Origin of the sequence: Nocardia sp. N2S4-5, from assembly GCF_044628355.1 — a bacterium.
Lineage (GTDB): Bacteria > Actinomycetota > Actinomycetes > Mycobacteriales > Mycobacteriaceae > Nocardia > Nocardia wallacei_B.
The window spans coordinates 683,086-699,801 of sequence record NZ_JBIUPM010000001.1 but is presented as its reverse complement, the minus strand read 5'-3'; the positions used below and the strand labels follow the sequence as shown (position 1 = coordinate 699,801).

At 69.0% G+C, this 16,716-nt stretch carries 19 protein-coding genes; 11 read left to right on the top strand and 8 right to left on the bottom strand.

The genetic code is table 11. The features are described from left to right. Positions 1-101: 101 nt before the first annotated feature. Entirely contained in the window at positions 102-1,070 is a 969-nt protein-coding gene (locus ACFMRZ_RS03325; protein ID WP_400177847.1) for a helix-turn-helix domain-containing protein, read from the bottom strand. Between the two features lie 295 nt (positions 1,071-1,365). Between ACFMRZ_RS03325 and ACFMRZ_RS03320 the strand changes: the two genes are divergently transcribed. Together ACFMRZ_RS03320 and ACFMRZ_RS03315 are read left to right on the top strand one after the other, a co-directional pair. Then, positions 1,366-2,025, top strand: coding sequence for a hypothetical protein (locus tag ACFMRZ_RS03320; protein WP_400177846.1), 660 nt, complete (start codon positions 1,366-1,368; stop codon positions 2,023-2,025). Further along, a complete protein-coding gene (locus ACFMRZ_RS03315; RefSeq protein WP_400177845.1) occupies positions 2,022-2,396 on the top strand; it encodes a hypothetical protein in 375 nt (124 codons plus the stop codon). Before ACFMRZ_RS03320 ends, ACFMRZ_RS03315 begins: the two co-directional genes overlap by 4 nt. Positions 2,397-2,437: 41 nt before the next feature. On the opposite strand, the gene ACFMRZ_RS03310 is transcribed toward ACFMRZ_RS03315, so the two are convergent. Beyond that, the gene (locus ACFMRZ_RS03310; RefSeq protein WP_400177844.1) at positions 2,438-2,971 is read right to left on the bottom strand and encodes a VOC family protein; all 534 of its coding nucleotides are present in this window, start codon (positions 2,969-2,971) and stop codon (positions 2,438-2,440) included. A gap of 45 nt (positions 2,972-3,016) precedes the next feature. Here ACFMRZ_RS03310 and ACFMRZ_RS03305 point away from each other — a divergent pair, with 45 nt between their 5' ends. The 3 genes from ACFMRZ_RS03305 to ACFMRZ_RS03295 all read left to right on the top strand — a co-directional run bounded on the left by ACFMRZ_RS03305 (position 3,017) and on the right by ACFMRZ_RS03295 (position 5,767). Next, positions 3,017-3,787: a helix-turn-helix transcriptional regulator gene (locus ACFMRZ_RS03305; RefSeq protein ID WP_400177843.1), complete on the top strand. Its 771-nt coding sequence runs from the start codon at positions 3,017-3,019 to the stop codon at positions 3,785-3,787. 80 nt (positions 3,788-3,867) lie between these two features. Beyond that, the gene (locus ACFMRZ_RS03300; RefSeq protein WP_400177842.1) at positions 3,868-4,014 is read left to right on the top strand and encodes a hypothetical protein; all 147 of its coding nucleotides are present in this window, start codon (positions 3,868-3,870) and stop codon (positions 4,012-4,014) included. 166 nt (positions 4,015-4,180) lie between these two features. Continuing rightward, complete coding sequence (locus ACFMRZ_RS03295) at positions 4,181-5,767, top strand: tetratricopeptide repeat protein (protein ID WP_400177841.1); 1,587 nt, start codon at positions 4,181-4,183, stop codon at positions 5,765-5,767. A gap of 24 nt (positions 5,768-5,791) precedes the next feature. Here the strand turns inward: ACFMRZ_RS03295 and ACFMRZ_RS03290 are convergent, their stop codons facing one another. Beyond that, the gene (locus tag ACFMRZ_RS03290; RefSeq protein WP_280276824.1) at positions 5,792-6,592 is read right to left on the bottom strand and encodes an adenylate/guanylate cyclase domain-containing protein; all 801 of its coding nucleotides are present in this window, start codon (positions 6,590-6,592) and stop codon (positions 5,792-5,794) included. 63 nt (positions 6,593-6,655) lie between these two features. On the opposite strand from ACFMRZ_RS03290, the gene ACFMRZ_RS03285 reads away from it, so the two are divergent. Both ACFMRZ_RS03285 and ACFMRZ_RS03280 read left to right on the top strand, forming a co-directional pair. After that, the gene (locus ACFMRZ_RS03285; RefSeq protein WP_280276825.1) at positions 6,656-7,129 is read left to right on the top strand and encodes a MarR family winged helix-turn-helix transcriptional regulator; all 474 of its coding nucleotides are present in this window, start codon (positions 6,656-6,658) and stop codon (positions 7,127-7,129) included. A gap of 91 nt (positions 7,130-7,220) precedes the next feature. After that, positions 7,221-8,834, top strand: a complete 1,614-nt coding sequence (locus ACFMRZ_RS03280) for a carboxylesterase/lipase family protein (RefSeq protein ID WP_400177840.1) — start codon at positions 7,221-7,223, stop codon at positions 8,832-8,834. A 45-nt stretch (positions 8,835-8,879) separates the two neighbouring features. On the opposite strand, the gene ACFMRZ_RS03275 is transcribed toward ACFMRZ_RS03280, so the two are convergent. Further along, the gene (locus tag ACFMRZ_RS03275; RefSeq protein ID WP_400177839.1) at positions 8,880-9,311 is read right to left on the bottom strand and encodes a hypothetical protein; all 432 of its coding nucleotides are present in this window, start codon (positions 9,309-9,311) and stop codon (positions 8,880-8,882) included. 194 nt (positions 9,312-9,505) lie between these two features. On the opposite strand from ACFMRZ_RS03275, the gene ACFMRZ_RS03270 reads away from it, so the two are divergent. Continuing rightward, the gene (locus ACFMRZ_RS03270) at positions 9,506-10,132 is read left to right on the top strand and encodes a dihydrofolate reductase family protein (protein WP_400177838.1); all 627 of its coding nucleotides are present in this window, start codon (positions 9,506-9,508) and stop codon (positions 10,130-10,132) included. Positions 10,133-10,158: 26 nt separating this feature from the next. On the opposite strand, the gene ACFMRZ_RS03265 is transcribed toward ACFMRZ_RS03270, so the two are convergent. Further along, positions 10,159-11,301 carry a N(5)-(carboxyethyl)ornithine synthase gene (locus ACFMRZ_RS03265; protein WP_400177837.1) on the bottom strand — a complete coding sequence of 381 codons (1,143 nt, stop codon included), beginning with the start codon at positions 11,299-11,301 and terminating at the stop codon, positions 10,159-10,161. Positions 11,302-11,524: 223 nt separating this feature from the next. Between ACFMRZ_RS03265 and ACFMRZ_RS03260 the strand changes: the two genes are divergently transcribed. Together ACFMRZ_RS03260 and ACFMRZ_RS03255 are read left to right on the top strand one after the other, a co-directional pair. Beyond that, a complete protein-coding gene (locus tag ACFMRZ_RS03260) occupies positions 11,525-12,556 on the top strand; it encodes a hypothetical protein (RefSeq protein ID WP_400177836.1) in 1,032 nt (343 codons plus the stop codon). A gap of 24 nt (positions 12,557-12,580) precedes the next feature. Continuing rightward, complete coding sequence (locus tag ACFMRZ_RS03255; protein WP_400177835.1) at positions 12,581-13,810, top strand: hypothetical protein; 1,230 nt, start codon at positions 12,581-12,583, stop codon at positions 13,808-13,810. A gap of 13 nt (positions 13,811-13,823) precedes the next feature. Here the strand turns inward: ACFMRZ_RS03255 and ACFMRZ_RS03250 are convergent, their stop codons facing one another. Further along, positions 13,824-14,492: a 2OG-Fe dioxygenase family protein gene (locus ACFMRZ_RS03250; RefSeq protein ID WP_400182757.1), complete on the bottom strand. Its 669-nt coding sequence runs from the start codon at positions 14,490-14,492 to the stop codon at positions 13,824-13,826. A gap of 282 nt (positions 14,493-14,774) precedes the next feature. Here ACFMRZ_RS03250 and ACFMRZ_RS03245 point away from each other — a divergent pair, with 282 nt between their 5' ends. Then, positions 14,775-15,464, top strand: coding sequence for an ANTAR domain-containing protein (locus ACFMRZ_RS03245; protein ID WP_400177834.1), 690 nt, complete (start codon positions 14,775-14,777; stop codon positions 15,462-15,464). 106 nt (positions 15,465-15,570) lie between these two features. Here the strand turns inward: ACFMRZ_RS03245 and ACFMRZ_RS03240 are convergent, their stop codons facing one another. Together ACFMRZ_RS03240 and ACFMRZ_RS03235 are read right to left on the bottom strand one after the other, a co-directional pair. Continuing rightward, positions 15,571-15,993 carry a DoxX family protein gene (locus ACFMRZ_RS03240; protein WP_400177833.1) on the bottom strand — a complete coding sequence of 141 codons (423 nt, stop codon included), beginning with the start codon at positions 15,991-15,993 and terminating at the stop codon, positions 15,571-15,573. Positions 15,994-16,072: 79 nt separating this feature from the next. Next, positions 16,073-16,681 (bottom strand): TetR/AcrR family transcriptional regulator, encoded by a 609-nt coding sequence (locus tag ACFMRZ_RS03235; RefSeq protein ID WP_400177832.1) that lies wholly within the window; start codon positions 16,679-16,681, stop codon positions 16,073-16,075. Positions 16,682-16,716: the final 35 nt, after the last annotated feature.

Sequence of the window (16,716 nt, the reverse complement as noted above, 5' to 3'; positions counted from 1 at the left end):
ACGCTATCGGCAGATTTCTCGTTCGATGTAGTCCCTCGGTACGGGAGGGGAATAGGACTGTGGGGTGACAGCCGGTCCCTACCGTACACAGGAGACGGGCGCTACGCGTGCCGTCGGGCGGTTTGGCGGAATTGCCCTGGCGGAAGGTCGTATTCGCGCACGAATGCCTCGTTGAACGCCGACATCGACCCGAACCCGGACTCGAAGGCGATGGCGCTGATACTGTCGGCCCGGAACGGGTCCTGTAACCGCTGCCGGGCCCGCCGCAGTCTGGTCTCGCGCAAGAGCCGCGCGGGGCTGGTCTGCACCGACTGCAGCGCGACCTCGAGCATCCGGCGTGAACAGCCCAGGTGTTCGGCGATCGAGGCGGCCGTCACGCCCGGGTCGTCGGAGCATTTCTCGACATAGCCGCGCGCGTCCCGCGCGATCGCGCCGAGCCGCGTCTCGTAGGGCGCACGCTGGTCGTCCAGCGATATCCCCAGCAGTTCGACGAGGCGCGAGCTGATCTGCAGGAACTCCCACGTCGACATCGTCTCGCGGTGCGCCGCCAGTTGCCCGGTCATCGCCGCCACAGTGCTCAGCAGCGCGTGTTTCGGGTCCAGCGCGAGCGGCGGGCGGTCGCGGCACCGCGCCGGCAGTTCCGCCGCGGGCACGGTGAGGATCCAGCCGTGCGCATTGTCGTTGTGCGCCAGGCTCATCGGGCGTCCCATGGTGATCATGCCGAGTTGCCCGGGCCGCAGCCACACCGTGTCCTCACCTTGCGACAGGCCGATGCCGCCCGCCAGCGTGATCACGAGCCGGGCGCTGCGGTCGTCGTCCATGCGGATGTGCCGCGTCGATCGTGCGTAGCGAATGCGCTTGGAGGAGAACTCGACCAGCTGGAAGTCCCCCAGTTGCGCATCGGCGAGGCGTTGCACCCGCGTGGTCCCGACGAAATCGCGGCTGTCGCCGAAGTCGAAATGCAGTGCGCCGTGGTTGCCGCGGACATGTCCCACCCAGAAGTCGGTTCGGTCCGCCTTCGACACCTCCGCGGTGGAGGCGTGCAACGGCTGATAATCCGAACGACTCACGGCATCCCCTCCAGTGCGCGAATCAGGCAAGGGTGTGCGCGTCTCCGGTCGAGCCGAAACGTCACGCCCGCATAACCTTTCGGCAAGTGTACGACGACGAGGCGGGCAGTCGTAGGCTCCCCCGGCAGTACGCGGGAATCCGGGACCCGGGCCCCCGATCGGGAAGGTCACCGGACGAGCGGCAGGCGCCGAGGGTGTGGAGGGGAGGTCAGCTCGGGACCGTGGCCCGGGGTCCCGAGCTGGCCGTGCGCCCGCGCCGGTCGCGGTGCGCACCGGGCCTCGGTATGTTTCCTGCATGACGCACTACCGGCGGTGGCGCGGTTCGATTCTCGGACTGTGTGTGCTCGCGCTGACCGCCACCGGCTGCATCGGCGCCGTGGATCGCGCCGACTTCGAAGAACTCGTGCAGGAGCGCGGTGGCGGTCTGGTCAGCGCGCTGCCCGGTGGCGCGATCACCGCGCTGCAGCGGCGTTGGGGGACGGCCGATCTCGAGGCGAGCGTGATCCTGCTGGCCGCGCCGAATTCGTCGCAGTTCCAGTTCATCATGCTCGACCAGCCCCCGCAGGTCACCGCGGCGCTGAACAGCGGAGGCGCGTTGTCGGGACGATATCCGGTGGCGCGCTTGCGCATTCGCGTCCCGCAACGGCCGGACGAGCTCGACGACTACACCTTCGCGCTGGACACCCTCAGCGAACCCGCGCCCGTGCAGGCGCTCTCGGGCGATCTGAACGGCACCACCTTCGCGATCGGCGAAGTACCCGCGCTACAGCGAGTCGAGGAGATCGTCGACACGTCGATCGCCCACAGCGGACTCGACGACGCGCACGTGTCGGCGTTGCTGGTGCACCGATCCGGGCAGAACGTTCTGGTGACGGTGAATGTCGTGGCGCCCCGCGGCGTGACCGTCCTCCAATTCGACCGCGCCGGAACCCTGCTCCGCACACAGCGGGCATGACCATGGCCAAGCCCTTCGCGATCCTGAGCGGCCTCGTTCCCGGCGTCTTCGTATTCAGCATCCTGCTCTCGGTGATCTGGCCCGGCGAAATCGAGCTGACCGCACCCCTGTTCTGCGCGGACCCGTACCGCGACCCGATCGTCGTCTCCGACACCTTCCACGACTCCGAGGGCACCTCGACCAACTTCACCCTGCACTGCGTCGGCGACCGCGGCGAACTCACCGACGAGGGCTTCATGTTCCCCTGGCTGACCCTCGTGGCGGCCCACACCGCCCTCATCGTCCTGATCGCATTCTCGGTCACCTTGGTACACCGCGTCACCACCGACAAACAACCACCGGACAGCCCGCAAATCGGCACCGAACTGTAGCCACACATCGCCATTCACCGGGTACTCCCGGCCGGAAAGCCTTATGCCGAAATGTGTTCGGCGGCGACGTCGAGGATCCAGGTGACGCCGAAGCGGTCGGTCAGCATTCCGAAGGCCGGTGCCCAGGGGGCGGGGGCGAAGGTCTCGATGATTGTGGCGTTGTCCGCGAGGCGGTCCCACAGCGCGCCGACCTCCTCGATGGATTCGCCGCGCACCGACAGGAAGAACGGCGCGTCGGTGAGGGTGGCGCCGTTCTCGCGGCGGGTGGTGGGCGCACTCGCGGCGGCCCGCGTCTCCTGGCCGGGGACGTCGTAGGCCATGACCCGGAACCCGTTGGCGGCGACGACCTGGCCGAACACCACCTTGCTCGCGTCGGGCAATTCGGCGGGCATCCCGAAGTCGCCGTAGGTGGCGAGGGTGAGCTGCCCGCCGAATACCGACCGGTAGAACTCCAGGGCCGCCCGGGCCTGACCGTGGAAGTTGAGATGGGCAACAGCATTGACCGACATGGCGATCCAGTCCTTCACGAGTGGTTTCGCGCCGGAGGGTTCCGGCGACGAAAGCCACACTGTCACCGGTAGCGGTCAGGGAATGTCCGCTACTCCTGACAGCATGGACGCATGCCGACTGCTTCCTCGACGTCGACCTCCCGGCGCCTGCTCGCATTGCTGTCGCTGCTGCAGGTCCGCCGCGATTGGCCGGGAGAGCTGCTCGCCCAGCGGCTGAGCGTCAGTGCGCGCACGGTGCGCCGCGATGTCGACCGCCTGCGCGAACTCGGGTATCCGGTCCAGGCCGCGAAAGGGCCGGACGGCGGCTATCGGCTGGAGGCGGGCAGCGAACTCCCGCCGCTGCTGTTCGACGACGAGCAGGCGGTCGCGCTCGCGGTGGCGTTGCGGACCGCGGCGGGGACGGGCGCGGGCATCGAGGAGGCCGCCGCCCGAGCCCTGGCGACCGTGCGCCAGGTGCTGCCTTCCCGCCTGCGCCGGCGCGTCGACGCCCTCGAGATCTCCGCGGTCGGGTCGGCCGGACCTCGCGCCGATTCCCAAGCCGATACCCACACCCTGCTCGCGCTCGGCGCCGCCCTCCGAGCCGGCGAGGAACTGCGATTCGACTACGCGTCCCCGGCACGGCCGGAGGCCACCGACCCACGCCCGCCGCGCCGGGTGCAACCCCATCACCTCGTAGCCCGCGGCGGCCACTGGTACCTCATCGGATGGGACCCACAGCGCGCGGACTGGCGGATCTACCGCGCCGACCGCATGACCCTGCGCATTCCCAACGGGCCCCGCTTCTCCCCCGGCCATTGCCGGGCGACGACATCGCCACATTTCTCTCCGCCCGGTTCAAGGGCTCCGACAGCACCGACGCCTGGCCGTGCAACGGCGAGGTGATCCTGGATCTCCCTGCCGCACAAGTTATTCCGTTCGCGGACGACGCCGTTGTCGAGGAATATGGACCCACCCGAACGAGAATGCTGCTCGGTTCCTGGTCCTGGCCCGCACTCGCGGCGACGCTGGCTCGTTTCGACACGGAAATCGAGGTCGTCGGCCCGCAGCTATTGCGCGACGCCTTCGCCGACCTCTCCCGCCGCGCGGCCCGCGCCGCGGGACGGCCGTGATTCACCGCGGCACGGCTGCCGGCGAGCCCGCCGGACTGGTCGCTCGGATCCACTGGTGCTCGAGAGTGTTTCACTTCTATTGCGGCGGAACAGCTTCCGTCGTGCTCGGTTTGTGGCTAGGTTGTTCGTGACCGCTGGCAGGGGGCGGTGATGATGAGGACCGAGTGTGGGAGGTTCGGCGGGGTGGATCCGGTGCGGGCGCCTCACGGTGGTGGTCGGCCCTTCGAAAGCGGGCAAGACCCGCAGCCTGTTCGAAGCCGTCAGCACGGTGCTGCCCACGGCCAGGGTGCTGGTGCCCACACCGGAATCGCTCGCCCGGATACCGGCCTGCGCGGAGTTCGCCGCCTGCCCGGAGCCGATCGTGGTCTGGCTGGACAACCTGGACAGGTTCCTCACCACCAGCCGCCCGCTGACGCCGTTGACACTCAGCCGTCTCACCGCGCGTCCGGCGCCGACGGTCGTGGTCGCTACGTTGCGGTGCGAGGTCCGAGACCGATTGCATTACGGCAGTGAGGATCTCGCGCACGACACCCGGGTGGTGCTGCAGCAGGCCATCCAGATCGATCTGTCCTCGACGAGCAACAGCCTGGTCGAGCACGCCGACGCCGCGGCCGCCTACCCGTCGCTGAACCTGGACCGGCACGGGCTCGCCGAAGTCCTGGCCGGCGCCCCCGAACTGCTGCAGCACTACGACGCTTCCCGCTACCGCAATCCGGTGCTACACACCGTGATCCAAGTCGCCGTGGACTGGGTCCGAGTCGGGCGTACGGACCCGATTCCCGAACCCGTCCTGGCCGAACTCGCCCTGACGATCGTCGAGGACCAGCACCCCGAACTCGAGGTCGGCGCCGATCAGGTGCAGGCCGCTATCGTCGCCGCCCGCACTCCGTTCCCGGGTGTCGGGCACGTCGCGCTGCTGCGCACCGATCGCCTCCCCGACCGTTCCCGCGGCTACCCGCCGTTCGATTACCTCGTCGCGGCCGACGACGGCCAGCACCGCTCCCCTCGGCCCATCGCGACCGATTTCTGGCACCTCGCCACCGAGGACGCCGACGTCGATGTGCTGGTTTCCGCGGGCCTGAACGCGTTCTTCCGCGGCCGCGCCTCGGTCGTGGAGAAACTCTGCCGCCGCGCCGCCGACGCCGGCGACCTGAACGCCATGTTCAATCTCGGCGTGCTGCTGTACGCGCGCGGCGACACCGACGAGGCCGAAACCTGGTGCCGCCGCGCCGCGGAGGCCGGCGACCTGTCCGCGATGTTCAACCTCGGCGTCCTGTTGCACGAGCGCGGCGATACGAACGGCGCCGAAAACTGGTGGCGGCGTTGCGCCGACGCCGGCGACCTGAACGCCATGTCCAATCTCGGTGTGCTGCTGCGGAAACGCGGCGCGGCACAGGAGGCGGAGGCCTGGTACCGCCGTGCCGCCGCGGCCGGTGACCTGTCCGCCATGTTCAATCTCGGTGTCCTGCTGGGTAAGCGGGACGAACTGGCGGAGGCGGAGGCCTGGTATCGGCGCGCGGCCGCCGGTGGTCACACGTCGGCCGAGTTCAATCTCCAGGTGCTGCTCGACAAGAAGGCGCCCGCGGCACCGGCCGGGCACGCCGACGACGCCACCCGGCACCCTGCGGCCAGACCGCGGGGCACGCTGTCGCGACCGGCGGCGTGGGCGTGGGTCGAATACCGAGCCGCCCGCCGCACACCGCCGCCGCGGCCGAGCGGCGACAACCCCACGTCCACGAACGATCGGGGGTGACCGCACCGAGCCGAACGCGGACCGTCAGCTCGCCGCGCGCACGGCCGGGTAGAGGCGGAAGGTGCCCTCGAATCCTTTGAGTTCCACTTCGCGTTCGGGGCCGAGGGCGATGTCGGGCTCCTCGCATACCGAGTCCCGAACGGTCTCGCTCACCAGCACCTCGCCGCCGGTGGCGCGGGCGGCGACTCGGGCGGCCATCGCGACATTGCGACCGTAGAGGTCGTCGCCGCGCCGCACCGACGGTCCCATGTGGATGCCGATGCGTACCAGGACACTCGGCCGTCGCGGCGAATCGGCGACGGCCAGCGCGGCCTGGACGTCGATGCTGCACCGGACCGCGTGCTCCGGTTCGGCGAAGGCGATCATGAAGCCGTCACCCTGGCTTTTCACGATGTGGCCGCGATGCGTGCCGACCAAATCTCGGACCAGCCGGTCGTGGCGGTCGAGCAGTTTGACCCAGGCGCGGTCGCCGAGCCGCTCGTTCAGCGCGGTGGAGCCCTCGATGTCGGAGAAGACGATCACCACGTTTCCGTCGGGGGTCAGCCTGGCCAGGTCGGGTCGTTCCACCCGCGCCCACGCCGCGAGTTCCTCGACCGAACTGAACACCGCGCCACGAAAGCCCTTCTCACGCACCAGGTTCGCGGTTTCCCACACGGTCTTCACCGCCAGCCTGCCGCGCGAAAGCAGAATCCGGCTCGCATCGGGCCGACGCCGCCTGGACCGCAGACGGCGATTCGCACGCGCCAGCAGTACGCCGAGCACGACCAGGCCGACGGCTTCGGCGGCGGCGATCACCACCAGCAGGATCACGATCACCGTGGGCATGAGCCGACCATAGCCGGGCCGGGGCGGCCGCGTATCGGCCAGGTACGCGGGCAGAATGGCGGGGTGGATTCTCTTGCCCGGCCGGACGCATCCGCCTCGTCGACCGCGTCGTTCGAGGCGCAGTTCAGCACCCTGCTCGGGCCGCTACGCCGTGCGGTACTGCGGCGCACTCGCACCGCCGAGGACTTGCCCGACCTGCCGGACGCGCAGATCGAACTGCTTCGACTGCTGGTCACGACGGGAGGGCTCGCACCGAGCCGGGCAGCCGCCGAACTGCGGATGGCGCAGTCGACCATCAGTAATCTGATTCGCACGATGGCCGCGGCCGATCTGGTGGAGCGCCGAAATCAGCCGACCGACGGCCGCGGCGCGCTGCTCGTGGCCTCGGCGCGCGCGCATCGACTGCTGGATCGGTACGACCACGCCAGCGCCGCGATACTGCGCGAGACGCTCGAAACCCTCACCGCCGCCGACCGCCACGCCCTGGAATCCGCGCTGCCCGCACTGCAACGCCTGGTACAGGCGTTGGGCGAATAGTCGGCGATCTTTCCCGAATCACCTCCCTCGCGCGGCCGTCGTCCTCTACAGTGCTTTTGTTTCAAAAGCACTTGCCCGCAGGGAGCTTCACATGCGAATCCGCACCGCCGGCCGTCCGCGGACCAGATGGCTGACGCCGCCGGCGATCCTGATCAGCGGCGTCGCCGCGGCGGCGGTGTCGGTGTTCGCACCGGCGCAGGCCGTGCCGGGCGGCGGCGGCCCAGAAGCGGTCGTGAGCGTCACCGGTGGCGCGATTCGCGGTATGCGGTCCGACGGCGTCGTGAAGTATCTCGGGGTGCCGTTCGCCGAAGCGGAGCGTTTCGCGCCGCCGCGTCCCGCGGCGCCGTGGGACGGTGTCCGGGCGGCGGTCGGGCACGGGCCGCAATGCCCGCAGTCGGCTCCGGCGCCCGGCGCTCCGGGATTGCAGCCGTCGAGCGAGGACTGTCTCAGCATCGATGTGTATGTGCCCGAACACCCGGCCGCCGCCACGCTTCCCGTCATGGTGTGGCTCTACGGCGGGGCGTTCGTGCTCGGCTCCAACGCGCAATACGATTCGCCCGCCAGGCTGGTCCGAGACGGGCAGGTCATCGTCGCCATCCCCAACTACCGCGTCGGGCCGTTCGGCTTCCTGGCGCTTCCCGAACTGGCGGCGGAGGGCGCGGCCGGCACCTTCGGCACCCTCGACCAGCAGGCCGCCCTGCGCTGGCTGCGCGACAACGCAGCGGCATTCGGCGGCGACGCGGGCAATGTCACCCTTTTCGGCGAGTCCGCCGGTGGCATGAGCGTCTGCACCCAGCTGGCCTCACCGTCGGCTCGCGGCCTGTTTGCGAAAGCGATCATCGAGAGCGGGTCCTGCGCCCGCAGCCCCCTGGTTCCGCCTACTGCCGAGGTCGCGTATCGGCGGTCGGCCGACTACGCCGCGAGTCTCGGCTGCGGTGACCCGGCGACCCGCCTGGCGTGCCTGCGCGCCCTGCCCGCGGATCGGTTGCTGGATTCGCCCACCACGACCCTGAACACCATGGCGGTCACGTGGACTCCCGTCCTGGACGGGATCGTGCTGACCGACACTCCCGAGAACGCCCTCGCCGGTGAGGCCGCGCGTGACATCCCGCTCCTCGTCGGCAGCAACGCCGACGAAGGCGCCACGTTCATCGCGCTGCTCGACTACCTGCGCGGCGCCATACCCACCGATGCCGACTACCGCGCGTGGGCCCGAGACCTGTTCGCCGACAACAGCGATTCGGTCCTCGACCGGTACCCCGCCGCCGCGTTCGCCTCGCCCGCCGCGGCGAAGGAACGCGTGATCACCGATGGATTCTTCGCCTGCCCAGCGCAATTCACCGCCGACGCCGCCCGCCGCGGTGGCGCATCCGTGTGGCGGTACCGATTCGGCGACACCCCGCTGCCCGCGAACCCGTTGCTGCCCGGCGCTTTCCACGGCGCGGAGGTTCCGTACGTCTTCTCCGCGCTGATGGGCATCCCCGTCCCGCTGCCGCCGGAGGCAGACCTGCTCTCCCGCCGAATCCAGCACAGCTGGGCACAATTCGCCCACAACGGCAATCCCGAAACCCCCGACTTCACCCCTTGGCCCCACACGAATCCCGCCACCACCCTCGAACTGAGCAGCCACCACATCGCCGTCACCGACTCGTTCGCCGACCGACACCACTGCGACCTCTGGGCATCCATCGACCGCATCGGATAATCGGCTCGGGTGCGCGGACGCGGTTTCCTCTGCGGGAACGAATGATCAGTGCCGCCCGGTATGGGTCAACCGATGCCGGTACACCACCACGGCCATCGCGATGAGCATCAGCACATGCCCGAGAATCATCAGGCCCGCGCCGGACAGAATACCCGCCCAATAGGGCGCCAAGAGCACCGCGAACGGCACATACATCGCCGCGGTCATCTCGGCGACTTCGGCGAAACCGTGACGGCGCACCAACATCCACGCCGCCATGGCCACGGCCATCTCCGTCGCCATGATCATCGCCCGGGCATCGGCGCGCTCGAAGACGGCCGACCAACCGGCAGCGGCGAATCCCCACCGCACCAAGGGCCCGAAGACGGCCATGCCGATGCCCATGGCGGCCGTCATCTCGAGATAGTGCAGCAATGCTCGTCGCGTGATCGAGCGTGACAGGGAGTGGTTCATACGGGCTTCAAGGGCGGTTGTCATTACAGACTCCATATCGGATAGTGCCTCTATCTATAATAGGAAGCTACACTATCCGTATTGCCGAGTCCAGCTTCGGCTCGAAGGAGGATCGGAAGCTGCGATCGGACCGGCGATCTCGCCGGTATCGACTTCCTTGCCGGGCGGGCAGACTGAGCCCCCTGCCGGTGGCAGACGAGTCCCGAGGAGATAGCGCGATGGGTGAGCTGCACGTCAATATGAACATCACGCTCGACGGGGTGATCCAGGCGAACGGTGGACCCACCGAGGAGGACAAGGCCTTCCGGTACGGCGGATGGGAACGCCCGTTCTGGGATCCGGAATCCGAGGCACAGATCACCGCCGATGTTCAGGCGTCCGACGCGCTACTGCTCGGCCGCACGACCTACGACATCTTCCGCCGATACTGGCCGGGCCAGCCCGACGAGGTCGGGCGGGCATTCGACCGCGTGCCCAAGTACGTCGCCTCCCGCGGCACGCCGGAACTGTCCTGGGACACCAGCTTTCAGCTCACCGACATCGCCCGAGAGGTTCGCGACCTGCGCCGGCGGCACGAGCAGATCCACACCTGGGGCAGCGCCGACCTGCTGCAGACGCTGTTCCGCGAACACCTGGTCGACCGGGTCAACCTGTGGATGTGTCCGGTAGTGATCGGCCAGGGCAAGCGACTGTTTCCCGACGGCACGCCCGCCGCCCGCTTCGAGTTGACCGAACCCCCGAGGTCCTACCCCGCGGGTGTGACGCTGCTGCGCCTCCGCCGCCTCGAGGGTGCTCCGGAAACGGCCGACACCGCCGAAACCGCCGCCGCGGCAACCGATCACTGAGCGGCAGGCGTCGACCGCGGATCCGGTCAGACGACCGCGTACGGGTAGGCCGCGGCGCGGCCCTGGAAGGAGAGGATGCGGAGGTTCTGGACTCGGCCCTCGCGGATTTCGATTGCGCGGCGGACGGTTTCGCTGCTGTCCCAGGCGTCGGGGCCGGCCATCACGATGGGCAGGTATTCCAGCAGCGCCTCGGAGTTCTCCCAGGTGGCGGAGTTCCACAGGAACGAGGGGCTGTGGTCGACGCCGTAGTTGTGCAGGTCGTCGCCGATGGTGAACATCGGGTCCGCGAACGAGGTCGGGCGTGCCCACTCGAAACCCATGCCCGCGTCGCAGGAGACGTCGACGAACAGCGTCCCGCGCGCGAACAGGTCCAGATCCGCGTTCCGGACGAACAGCAGCGGCTCCTCGGTGTCCTGGAGCATGCAGTTGACAACCACGTCGTACTGGGCCAGCGCCGCCGCCAGCGGTCCCGCTTCCGGCGCCTTCAGCGCGAGGGTCCGGCTGGGGTTCGTCGGATCCCGCTGGAAATGCTGCATCCGCACCGACGCGAACGGTGAGGCCACCGCCGACACGCTGCGCTGGGTGAACACCGTGACATCACTGATCCCGAGTGCCGAGAGCGCACGCACCGCGCCGCGGGCGGTGGCACCGAAACTGATGACCGCCGCCCGCATCCGCCGCCCGTAATCGCCGCAGGATCCACGCAGTTGCAGCGCGTGCAGGACCGAGCAGTAGCCCGCCAGCTCGTTGTTCTTGTGGAAGACGTGGACGCTGAAATTGCCCTCCTTCGTCCAGTGATTCATCGCCTCCCAGGCGATCAGGGTCAGGCCGCGGTCGACGGCCAGCTGGGTCATCCGCGCGTCCTGCACACAGTGCGGCCACCCCCACACGACCTGCCCCGGGCGCAAACCGTCGAGGTCTTCGGCCAACGGCTTCGGTATCAGCAGCACATCGCATTCGGCGAACAGCTCCGCGCGCGTGCGGTGGCCGCCGACCAGCGGCGCCAGGTGCTCGTCGCGGTAGCCGAACCGATCACCGTAGCCGCGTTCCAGGAAGACTCGATCGCGAAGCGTCGGGTCGATCCGGTCGAAATGCGCGGGGTGGATCGCCAACCGGTGCTCGGCCTCTTTGCGGGAGGTCGCCACTACACCGATGGTTAGTTGCTTCACCGAACAAGTCTACGCGAGACGGTAGCGAAATCCGCAGGTCAGCGAAACGGCGTCGACGCGGTCCGCCGTGTGAACGCGATCCTGCCGGACACCCGGTGACCGAGTTCCCACGGGTGGAAGTGCGGGCATCGGCCGGACCGAGATACCTTCTGCGTCCACCGGTCCATTGCTGCGAGTCCGCGAATCCGCGGTAGACGTGGGCTGCCGGGTGCGAGGAGCTGACATGGTCCGTGGCGACGTACATCTGTGCGGCAGTGTTCCGCTGCCGAACGCCGAGGCCGTATTCACCGCGGCGGCACGGCATCTCGGCCCCTGGCTCGAACGCATTCCGGACGGGGAGACCGGCGTGCGGGACAATTTCACGGTCTGGCAGCTGCCACGCATGGCCGCACATCCCGATCTGGAGGTCGCGCCGCCGCCGAGCCCGGAGTACGGGCCGAGCGAACGGGTGCGTCCGAAACCCGGTGTCGATCCGGCCACGATAGATTTCGGCCCGCTCGGCTACGCCGACGCCGCCCTGGAATCCTGGCGGGTATTCCGAAAATTGCGCGCGGAGGGAACCATCGGCGCGGGAGTCCGGTTCCAAGTGAGCCTGCCTTCGCCGATCTCCGTGGTCGGAGCCTTCGTCGGCGATCCGCAGGATGTTCTCGAAAGCCGTTACGAGGCGGCCCTTCTCACCGAACTCGACAAGATCGTGGCCGAGATCCCCGGTGCGGATCTGGCGGTGCAATGGGATTGCCCGGTCGAATTCGCCATTTTCGAGGGCATATTCCCCTCCTGGTTCGGCGACGGCTATCCGCGACAGCTCACCCAGGTCGTCGCTCGGCTGGCCCGGCTCGGCGCCGCGGTGCCCGAGGGCGTCGAACTCGGATATCACCTGTGCTACGGCGACTTCGGGCATCAGCACTTCGCCGAGCCCGCCGACACCGGCCGCATGGTGTCGGTGACGACCGGCATCCTGGAATCGCTGTCACGGCGAGTCGACTGGGTGCATATGCCGGTCCCGCGCTCGCGCTCCGACCGCGAATACTTCGCACCCTTGGCGGCACTGCGGCTCCCCGAACACACCAGGCTCTATCTGGGACTTGTCCACGCCACCGATGGCCGAGCGGGCGCGATGCGGCGTATCACCGCCGCCCGCAGCACAATCGGCGAATTCGGTATCGCCACCGAGTGCGGCTTGGGGCGACGGCCGGCCGAGCAGCTGTCGGCCCTGCTGGACCTGCACGCCGTCGTGGCCGCCGCCCTGTCCTGAGCGATGAATTTTCCCTTCGCCGACGTGACGTCGAATCAACTGTCGTTCGAAGAGCGCGACGCGTGGTACGGGCGGCTACACGAATGGCCGGACAGCAGTTATCGGCATCGCAGCGGACTGCGCCTGGTCTGGCGTTACGACGATGCACGGCAACTGCTCGAGGCGAGCGAATCCGGTATCTCGAACGCGAATTCACTCCAGCCGCTGGTCGGCTATCCGCGTATCGCCACGAATCCGCGTGCCGTCGGCCGGCTGTGCCGGCATCTGATTCCCTTGCCCGCCAAGGCAACCGCGGATTGCACCGATGACCTCCTGCACAAGCGCGTGTGGGACAGCATGGCCGGCCCGGACGGGCATTTCACGATTCCCGCCGGCCTGCGCGAGCAGCGGACGGCCGAGCTGACAGCGCATTTCCACGCGACAGTGGCGGGGTGCGTGCCACCGCGTGGAGTGGCGATCGACGCGACGGCGTTGTCGATCGCCTACGCCGCCCGGGTCGTCGGTGCGGCGGTCGGCCTGCCCGCGGCGGAATGGCCGTCGGTGGCGGAATGGAGTGGTGCGCAGTCCGGTCTGCTCGGTCGTCACCTGCGTGGCCGCGAGCTGGCCGACGCGGTGGGCGCGCTCGGGCAGTTGTTCACGGTGAGCGGCAGGACCGTGACCGCGGCGCGGCGGTTGCGGACCGCGGGTTTCGCCGAGCGGCTGGCTGCCGCCGGGATTCCGCATCGCGTCGCCGTCTCCGCGATGGCGAACTCGCTCGCCGCGGGCGTGCACACCGTCAGCGGCACCATTCAGCAAGGGCTGCAACGACTTCTGAGCGATCCCGCCCGACACTGGTGGGACCTGCTCGCCGGGCCCGACGCCGCGCGGGTTACCGCCAAGGTGCTCGCACTCGATCCCGGCCTGGTCGCGTGGAAACGCGATGTGCTCCGGCCGGTGCCGCTGCGCAGCGGCACCACGCTGCCCGCCGGGCCGGTGCTGGTGATGTTCGCCGCCGCGAACCGCGATCCGCTGGCCTTCGGCAATCCGCTGGATCTGCGCGCCTCCGGCAAACTGCCCCTGACCTTCGGCTTCGGCAGGCACGTCTGCCCGGGCAAGTCGCTGGCCCACCTGGCGATCGAGGTTTTCCTGCGAGAATGGCGGCTCCTCGCTCCCGAGTGCCGCCTCGGGCCCCTCCCCCGATCCCCGCGGGCACGCCCGAACGACCTGCTGTTCAGCGGCGCGGACGTGACTCTCGTCGGCGGCCCGGTCCAGTAGGCGGGCGCGACCGTCATCGACAGTCCGTCCAAGGGGCGAAGGTCACCACCAGCACGTCGCGATGCGCCGGCCGGTCCGGCCGTTCCGGGCACACCGGGGAGACGTCGTGCAACGTGCTCCGATCGTCCCCGAGCAAGACGGCGCCCGGTTCCCGCAATGTCGTGGTCAGCAGCTTCCGGCCGTCCGCGGTGCACACGGAACTCTCGCCACCGGCCGCGTTGTCCCGGCCGACCAGCAACGACGACACCAAGGTGACCCCGTCGCGATGGCGGCCCTCCGGCGCCGGTGACCCGGTCGCGGCGGCATGCGCGCTCACCCGGAACGGATGCACCTGCACGGTCCAGTGCGCCGGGTCGTCCAACACTGTCGCGAACCGTCCGAGCAAGCGCAGCAGCGCGCCGAACACCGGATCGGTCACGAACGCGTCGGTGAGGGGCTCGAAAACGCGATCCACCCCGATATAGAGCGGGTTGCTGTTCTCGGGCTGGACGAACGAAGCCGACTCGAGCCGGTCGAATCGTCCGGTCGCCGTGGTGAACGAGAAGCGGCCGTAGCGACGGAATCTGACAGTGCCCCGCTCTGCCGCGAAACCGTCCCGGCACAGCGCATTCCAATGGGACCGGAACCGCCGCCAGTCGCCGTCGGTCGTGCCGAGCACCGAGTTCGTCGCCGCCGCGGGCATGACATGCGCCCCGGTGGACAGCAATGCTTCCCGCGCCGCGTGCACGGGGTCCGCGAGCGACCCGAGCGCCGACGCTGTCGCAGGTTCGTCGAATGTCCTGTTCACAATTCAACCCACGTTTCCGCAGTCCGGTGCTCGCGTATTTCCCGTCGGCATCGCACGGAAACAGCAGGGACACCAGACTCTGACCAGCACCGAGGTCGGGCACGGCAGAGGGAAACAAGGCAGCGACGGCGGCACAGCCCCTGCCCGCCGGTGACCGAGATCGGGCATTATGGGCGCATGACAGAGCGCGACGAGGTGTCGCAGGCCGAGTTGAACCTCGTCGAGCGTGTGGTCGGGGTCGGCGATCCGCTGGCCGTGGGCCGATTCCGCTACTGGTTCGGCAGTCGGCGGTGGGAATGGTCCCCGGAGGTCGCGCGGATGCACGGCCACCCGCCGGGCACCGAACCCACTACCGCGTTGCTGCTCTCGCACAAACACCCCGACGATCGGGACCGGCTCGAAGCGTTGATCACCTCCGTCGAGGACGGCGGCGCGTTCTCCAGCCGCCACCGCATCATCGACGCCGCCGGGCAGGTGCGGGAAGTCCTCGTCGTGTCGGAGCCGATGACCGACGAGCGCGGCGCGGTGATCGGGACCCAGGGCTACTACATCGACCTGTCGGTCGCCGCGGCCGAGTACCGCAAGGAAGTGCTCGACGACGTCCTGCCGCAACTCGTCGACGCCCGCGCGGTCATCGAACAGGCCAAAGGCGCATTGATGCTCGGCTACGGCATCAACGCCGACCAGGCGTTCGCGGTACTGCGGTGGCGCTCGCAGGAGACCAACATCAAACTCCGCGCGATAGCCGACCGCATAGTCGCCGAACTACCGAGCATGGCGGACAACGAGATCAAGCTACGATCCCGCCTCGACCACGTACTGCTGACGGCACACAACGGCATCGACCGCGCACCGACGGGTAAATAGAAGCCGCCGGATCGATGGCCGCCAACCCGACAGGCCATCGATCCGGGAACGCGCGAACGGCGATCGGTAGACGGGCCACCGATCGCCGAGCGTGGTTATGGAGGTGTCACCGCGAGAGTGTGGCGCGCAGATCGGTGAGGGTGGCGCGGCGCTGGTAGGCGATCCAGGCGAAGAGTGCGGCGAGTGCCAGCGGGAAGATTCCCATCGCGGGCTCGTCGGCGATGAAGGCCTGGGTGGCGGCGGCGAGCACGGTGAGCACTGACAGGCCCGCGGCGGCCAGGGCGCTGAGCCGGGGCACCATCAGGCCGATCCCGCCGGCGACTTCGACGACACCGATGAAGATCAGCAGCCCGAGCGGGATGGTCAGGTTCTCGGGGGCGTTGTCGGCCAGGGCGGTCGGCATGACGAGTTTCGGTCCGCCCGAGGCGATCACGAAGAACAGGCCGAGCACGATCTGCAGGGTCCACAGGACACGGTTGCCGATCTTGCCGGGGCGGACGGTGGCGGGGGAAACGGTGGCGGTGGTCATGTCTGGTCCTTCTCATCGGTCGCGCCGGGTTGGTAGCGCGTTCACCCCATAGGACGGGGCGCCACCGCGAGAGTCATCGCTACCCACCGAAATTCTTCGGAACCGCCAGGCGGTCGAGGAGATGATCGACAAGCGCGAGCGCCGACTGCGCGGTGCCGTACCCCTGGAGCATGCCCTGGGCGAGTCCGCCGACGGCCATGGCGACGAGTTCGGCATCCAGTTCGGCATCGCCCGATGCGGCCGCGGGCCGCGCGCGCCGGAGCTGGTCGGCGACGAGGGTGATCAAAGCCCGTGGCGCGGCGAAGGTTTCCTCGGCCGCGATGCCCCGGCCGGTCACGTTCGCCCAGCCGAAGGCGCCGAGCACGATCGCCTCCTCCCGCCGTTCCTGGTCCAGCGGCAGCAATTCGGTCAGCACCGCGCGGACCGCCTCGCGGGGCGTGACGTCCGCGCCGAGGTCGGCCCAACGCCGGGCGAACCGCGCGCCGGCCGCTTCCATGACCGAGCGGTGGGTGGCCAGCAGAAATTCTCGCTTCGTGCCGAAGTAGTACTGGACCAGCCGCACCGAGATCCCGGCCGCCGCGGCGACGGTCTGAAAGGTGACGGCCTCCAGTCCGCCATCGACGATGACGCGCCGCGCCGCGTCGGTGATCTGGCGTCGCCGCTGCTCGTGATCGGCCAATCGTGGCACGGGATTCGTCACCTTTCTGCCGTGATGCTGGAGGG

Bases quoted from the DNA above. Each gene is read 5' to 3' on its own strand.
- ACFMRZ_RS03320 (WP_400177846.1), top strand. From the start codon at position 1,366: ATGACGCACTACCGGCGGTGGCGCGGTTCGATTCTCGGACTGTGTGTG.
- ACFMRZ_RS03270 (WP_400177838.1), top strand. From the start codon at position 9,506: ATGGGTGAGCTGCACGTCAATATGAACATCACGCTCGACGGGGTGATC.
- ACFMRZ_RS03280 (WP_400177840.1), top strand. From the start codon at position 7,221: ATGCGAATCCGCACCGCCGGCCGTCCGCGGACCAGATGGCTGACGCCG.
- ACFMRZ_RS03305 (WP_400177843.1), top strand. From the start codon at position 3,017: ATGCCGACTGCTTCCTCGACGTCGACCTCCCGGCGCCTGCTCGCATTG.
- ACFMRZ_RS03290 (WP_280276824.1), bottom strand. From the start codon at position 6,592: ATGCCCACGGTGATCGTGATCCTGCTGGTGGTGATCGCCGCCGCCGAA.
- ACFMRZ_RS03315 (WP_400177845.1), top strand. From the start codon at position 2,022: ATGACCATGGCCAAGCCCTTCGCGATCCTGAGCGGCCTCGTTCCCGGC.
- ACFMRZ_RS03300 (WP_400177842.1), top strand. From the start codon at position 3,868: ATGCTGCTCGGTTCCTGGTCCTGGCCCGCACTCGCGGCGACGCTGGCT.
- ACFMRZ_RS03250 (WP_400182757.1), bottom strand. From the start codon at position 14,492: ATGCCCGCGGCGGCGACGAACTCGGTGCTCGGCACGACCGACGGCGAC.
- ACFMRZ_RS03240 (WP_400177833.1), bottom strand. From the start codon at position 15,993: ATGACCACCGCCACCGTTTCCCCCGCCACCGTCCGCCCCGGCAAGATC.
- ACFMRZ_RS03245 (WP_400177834.1), top strand. From the start codon at position 14,775: ATGACAGAGCGCGACGAGGTGTCGCAGGCCGAGTTGAACCTCGTCGAG.
- ACFMRZ_RS03260 (WP_400177836.1), top strand. From the start codon at position 11,525: ATGGTCCGTGGCGACGTACATCTGTGCGGCAGTGTTCCGCTGCCGAAC.
- ACFMRZ_RS03275 (WP_400177839.1), bottom strand. From the start codon at position 9,311: ATGACAACCGCCCTTGAAGCCCGTATGAACCACTCCCTGTCACGCTCG.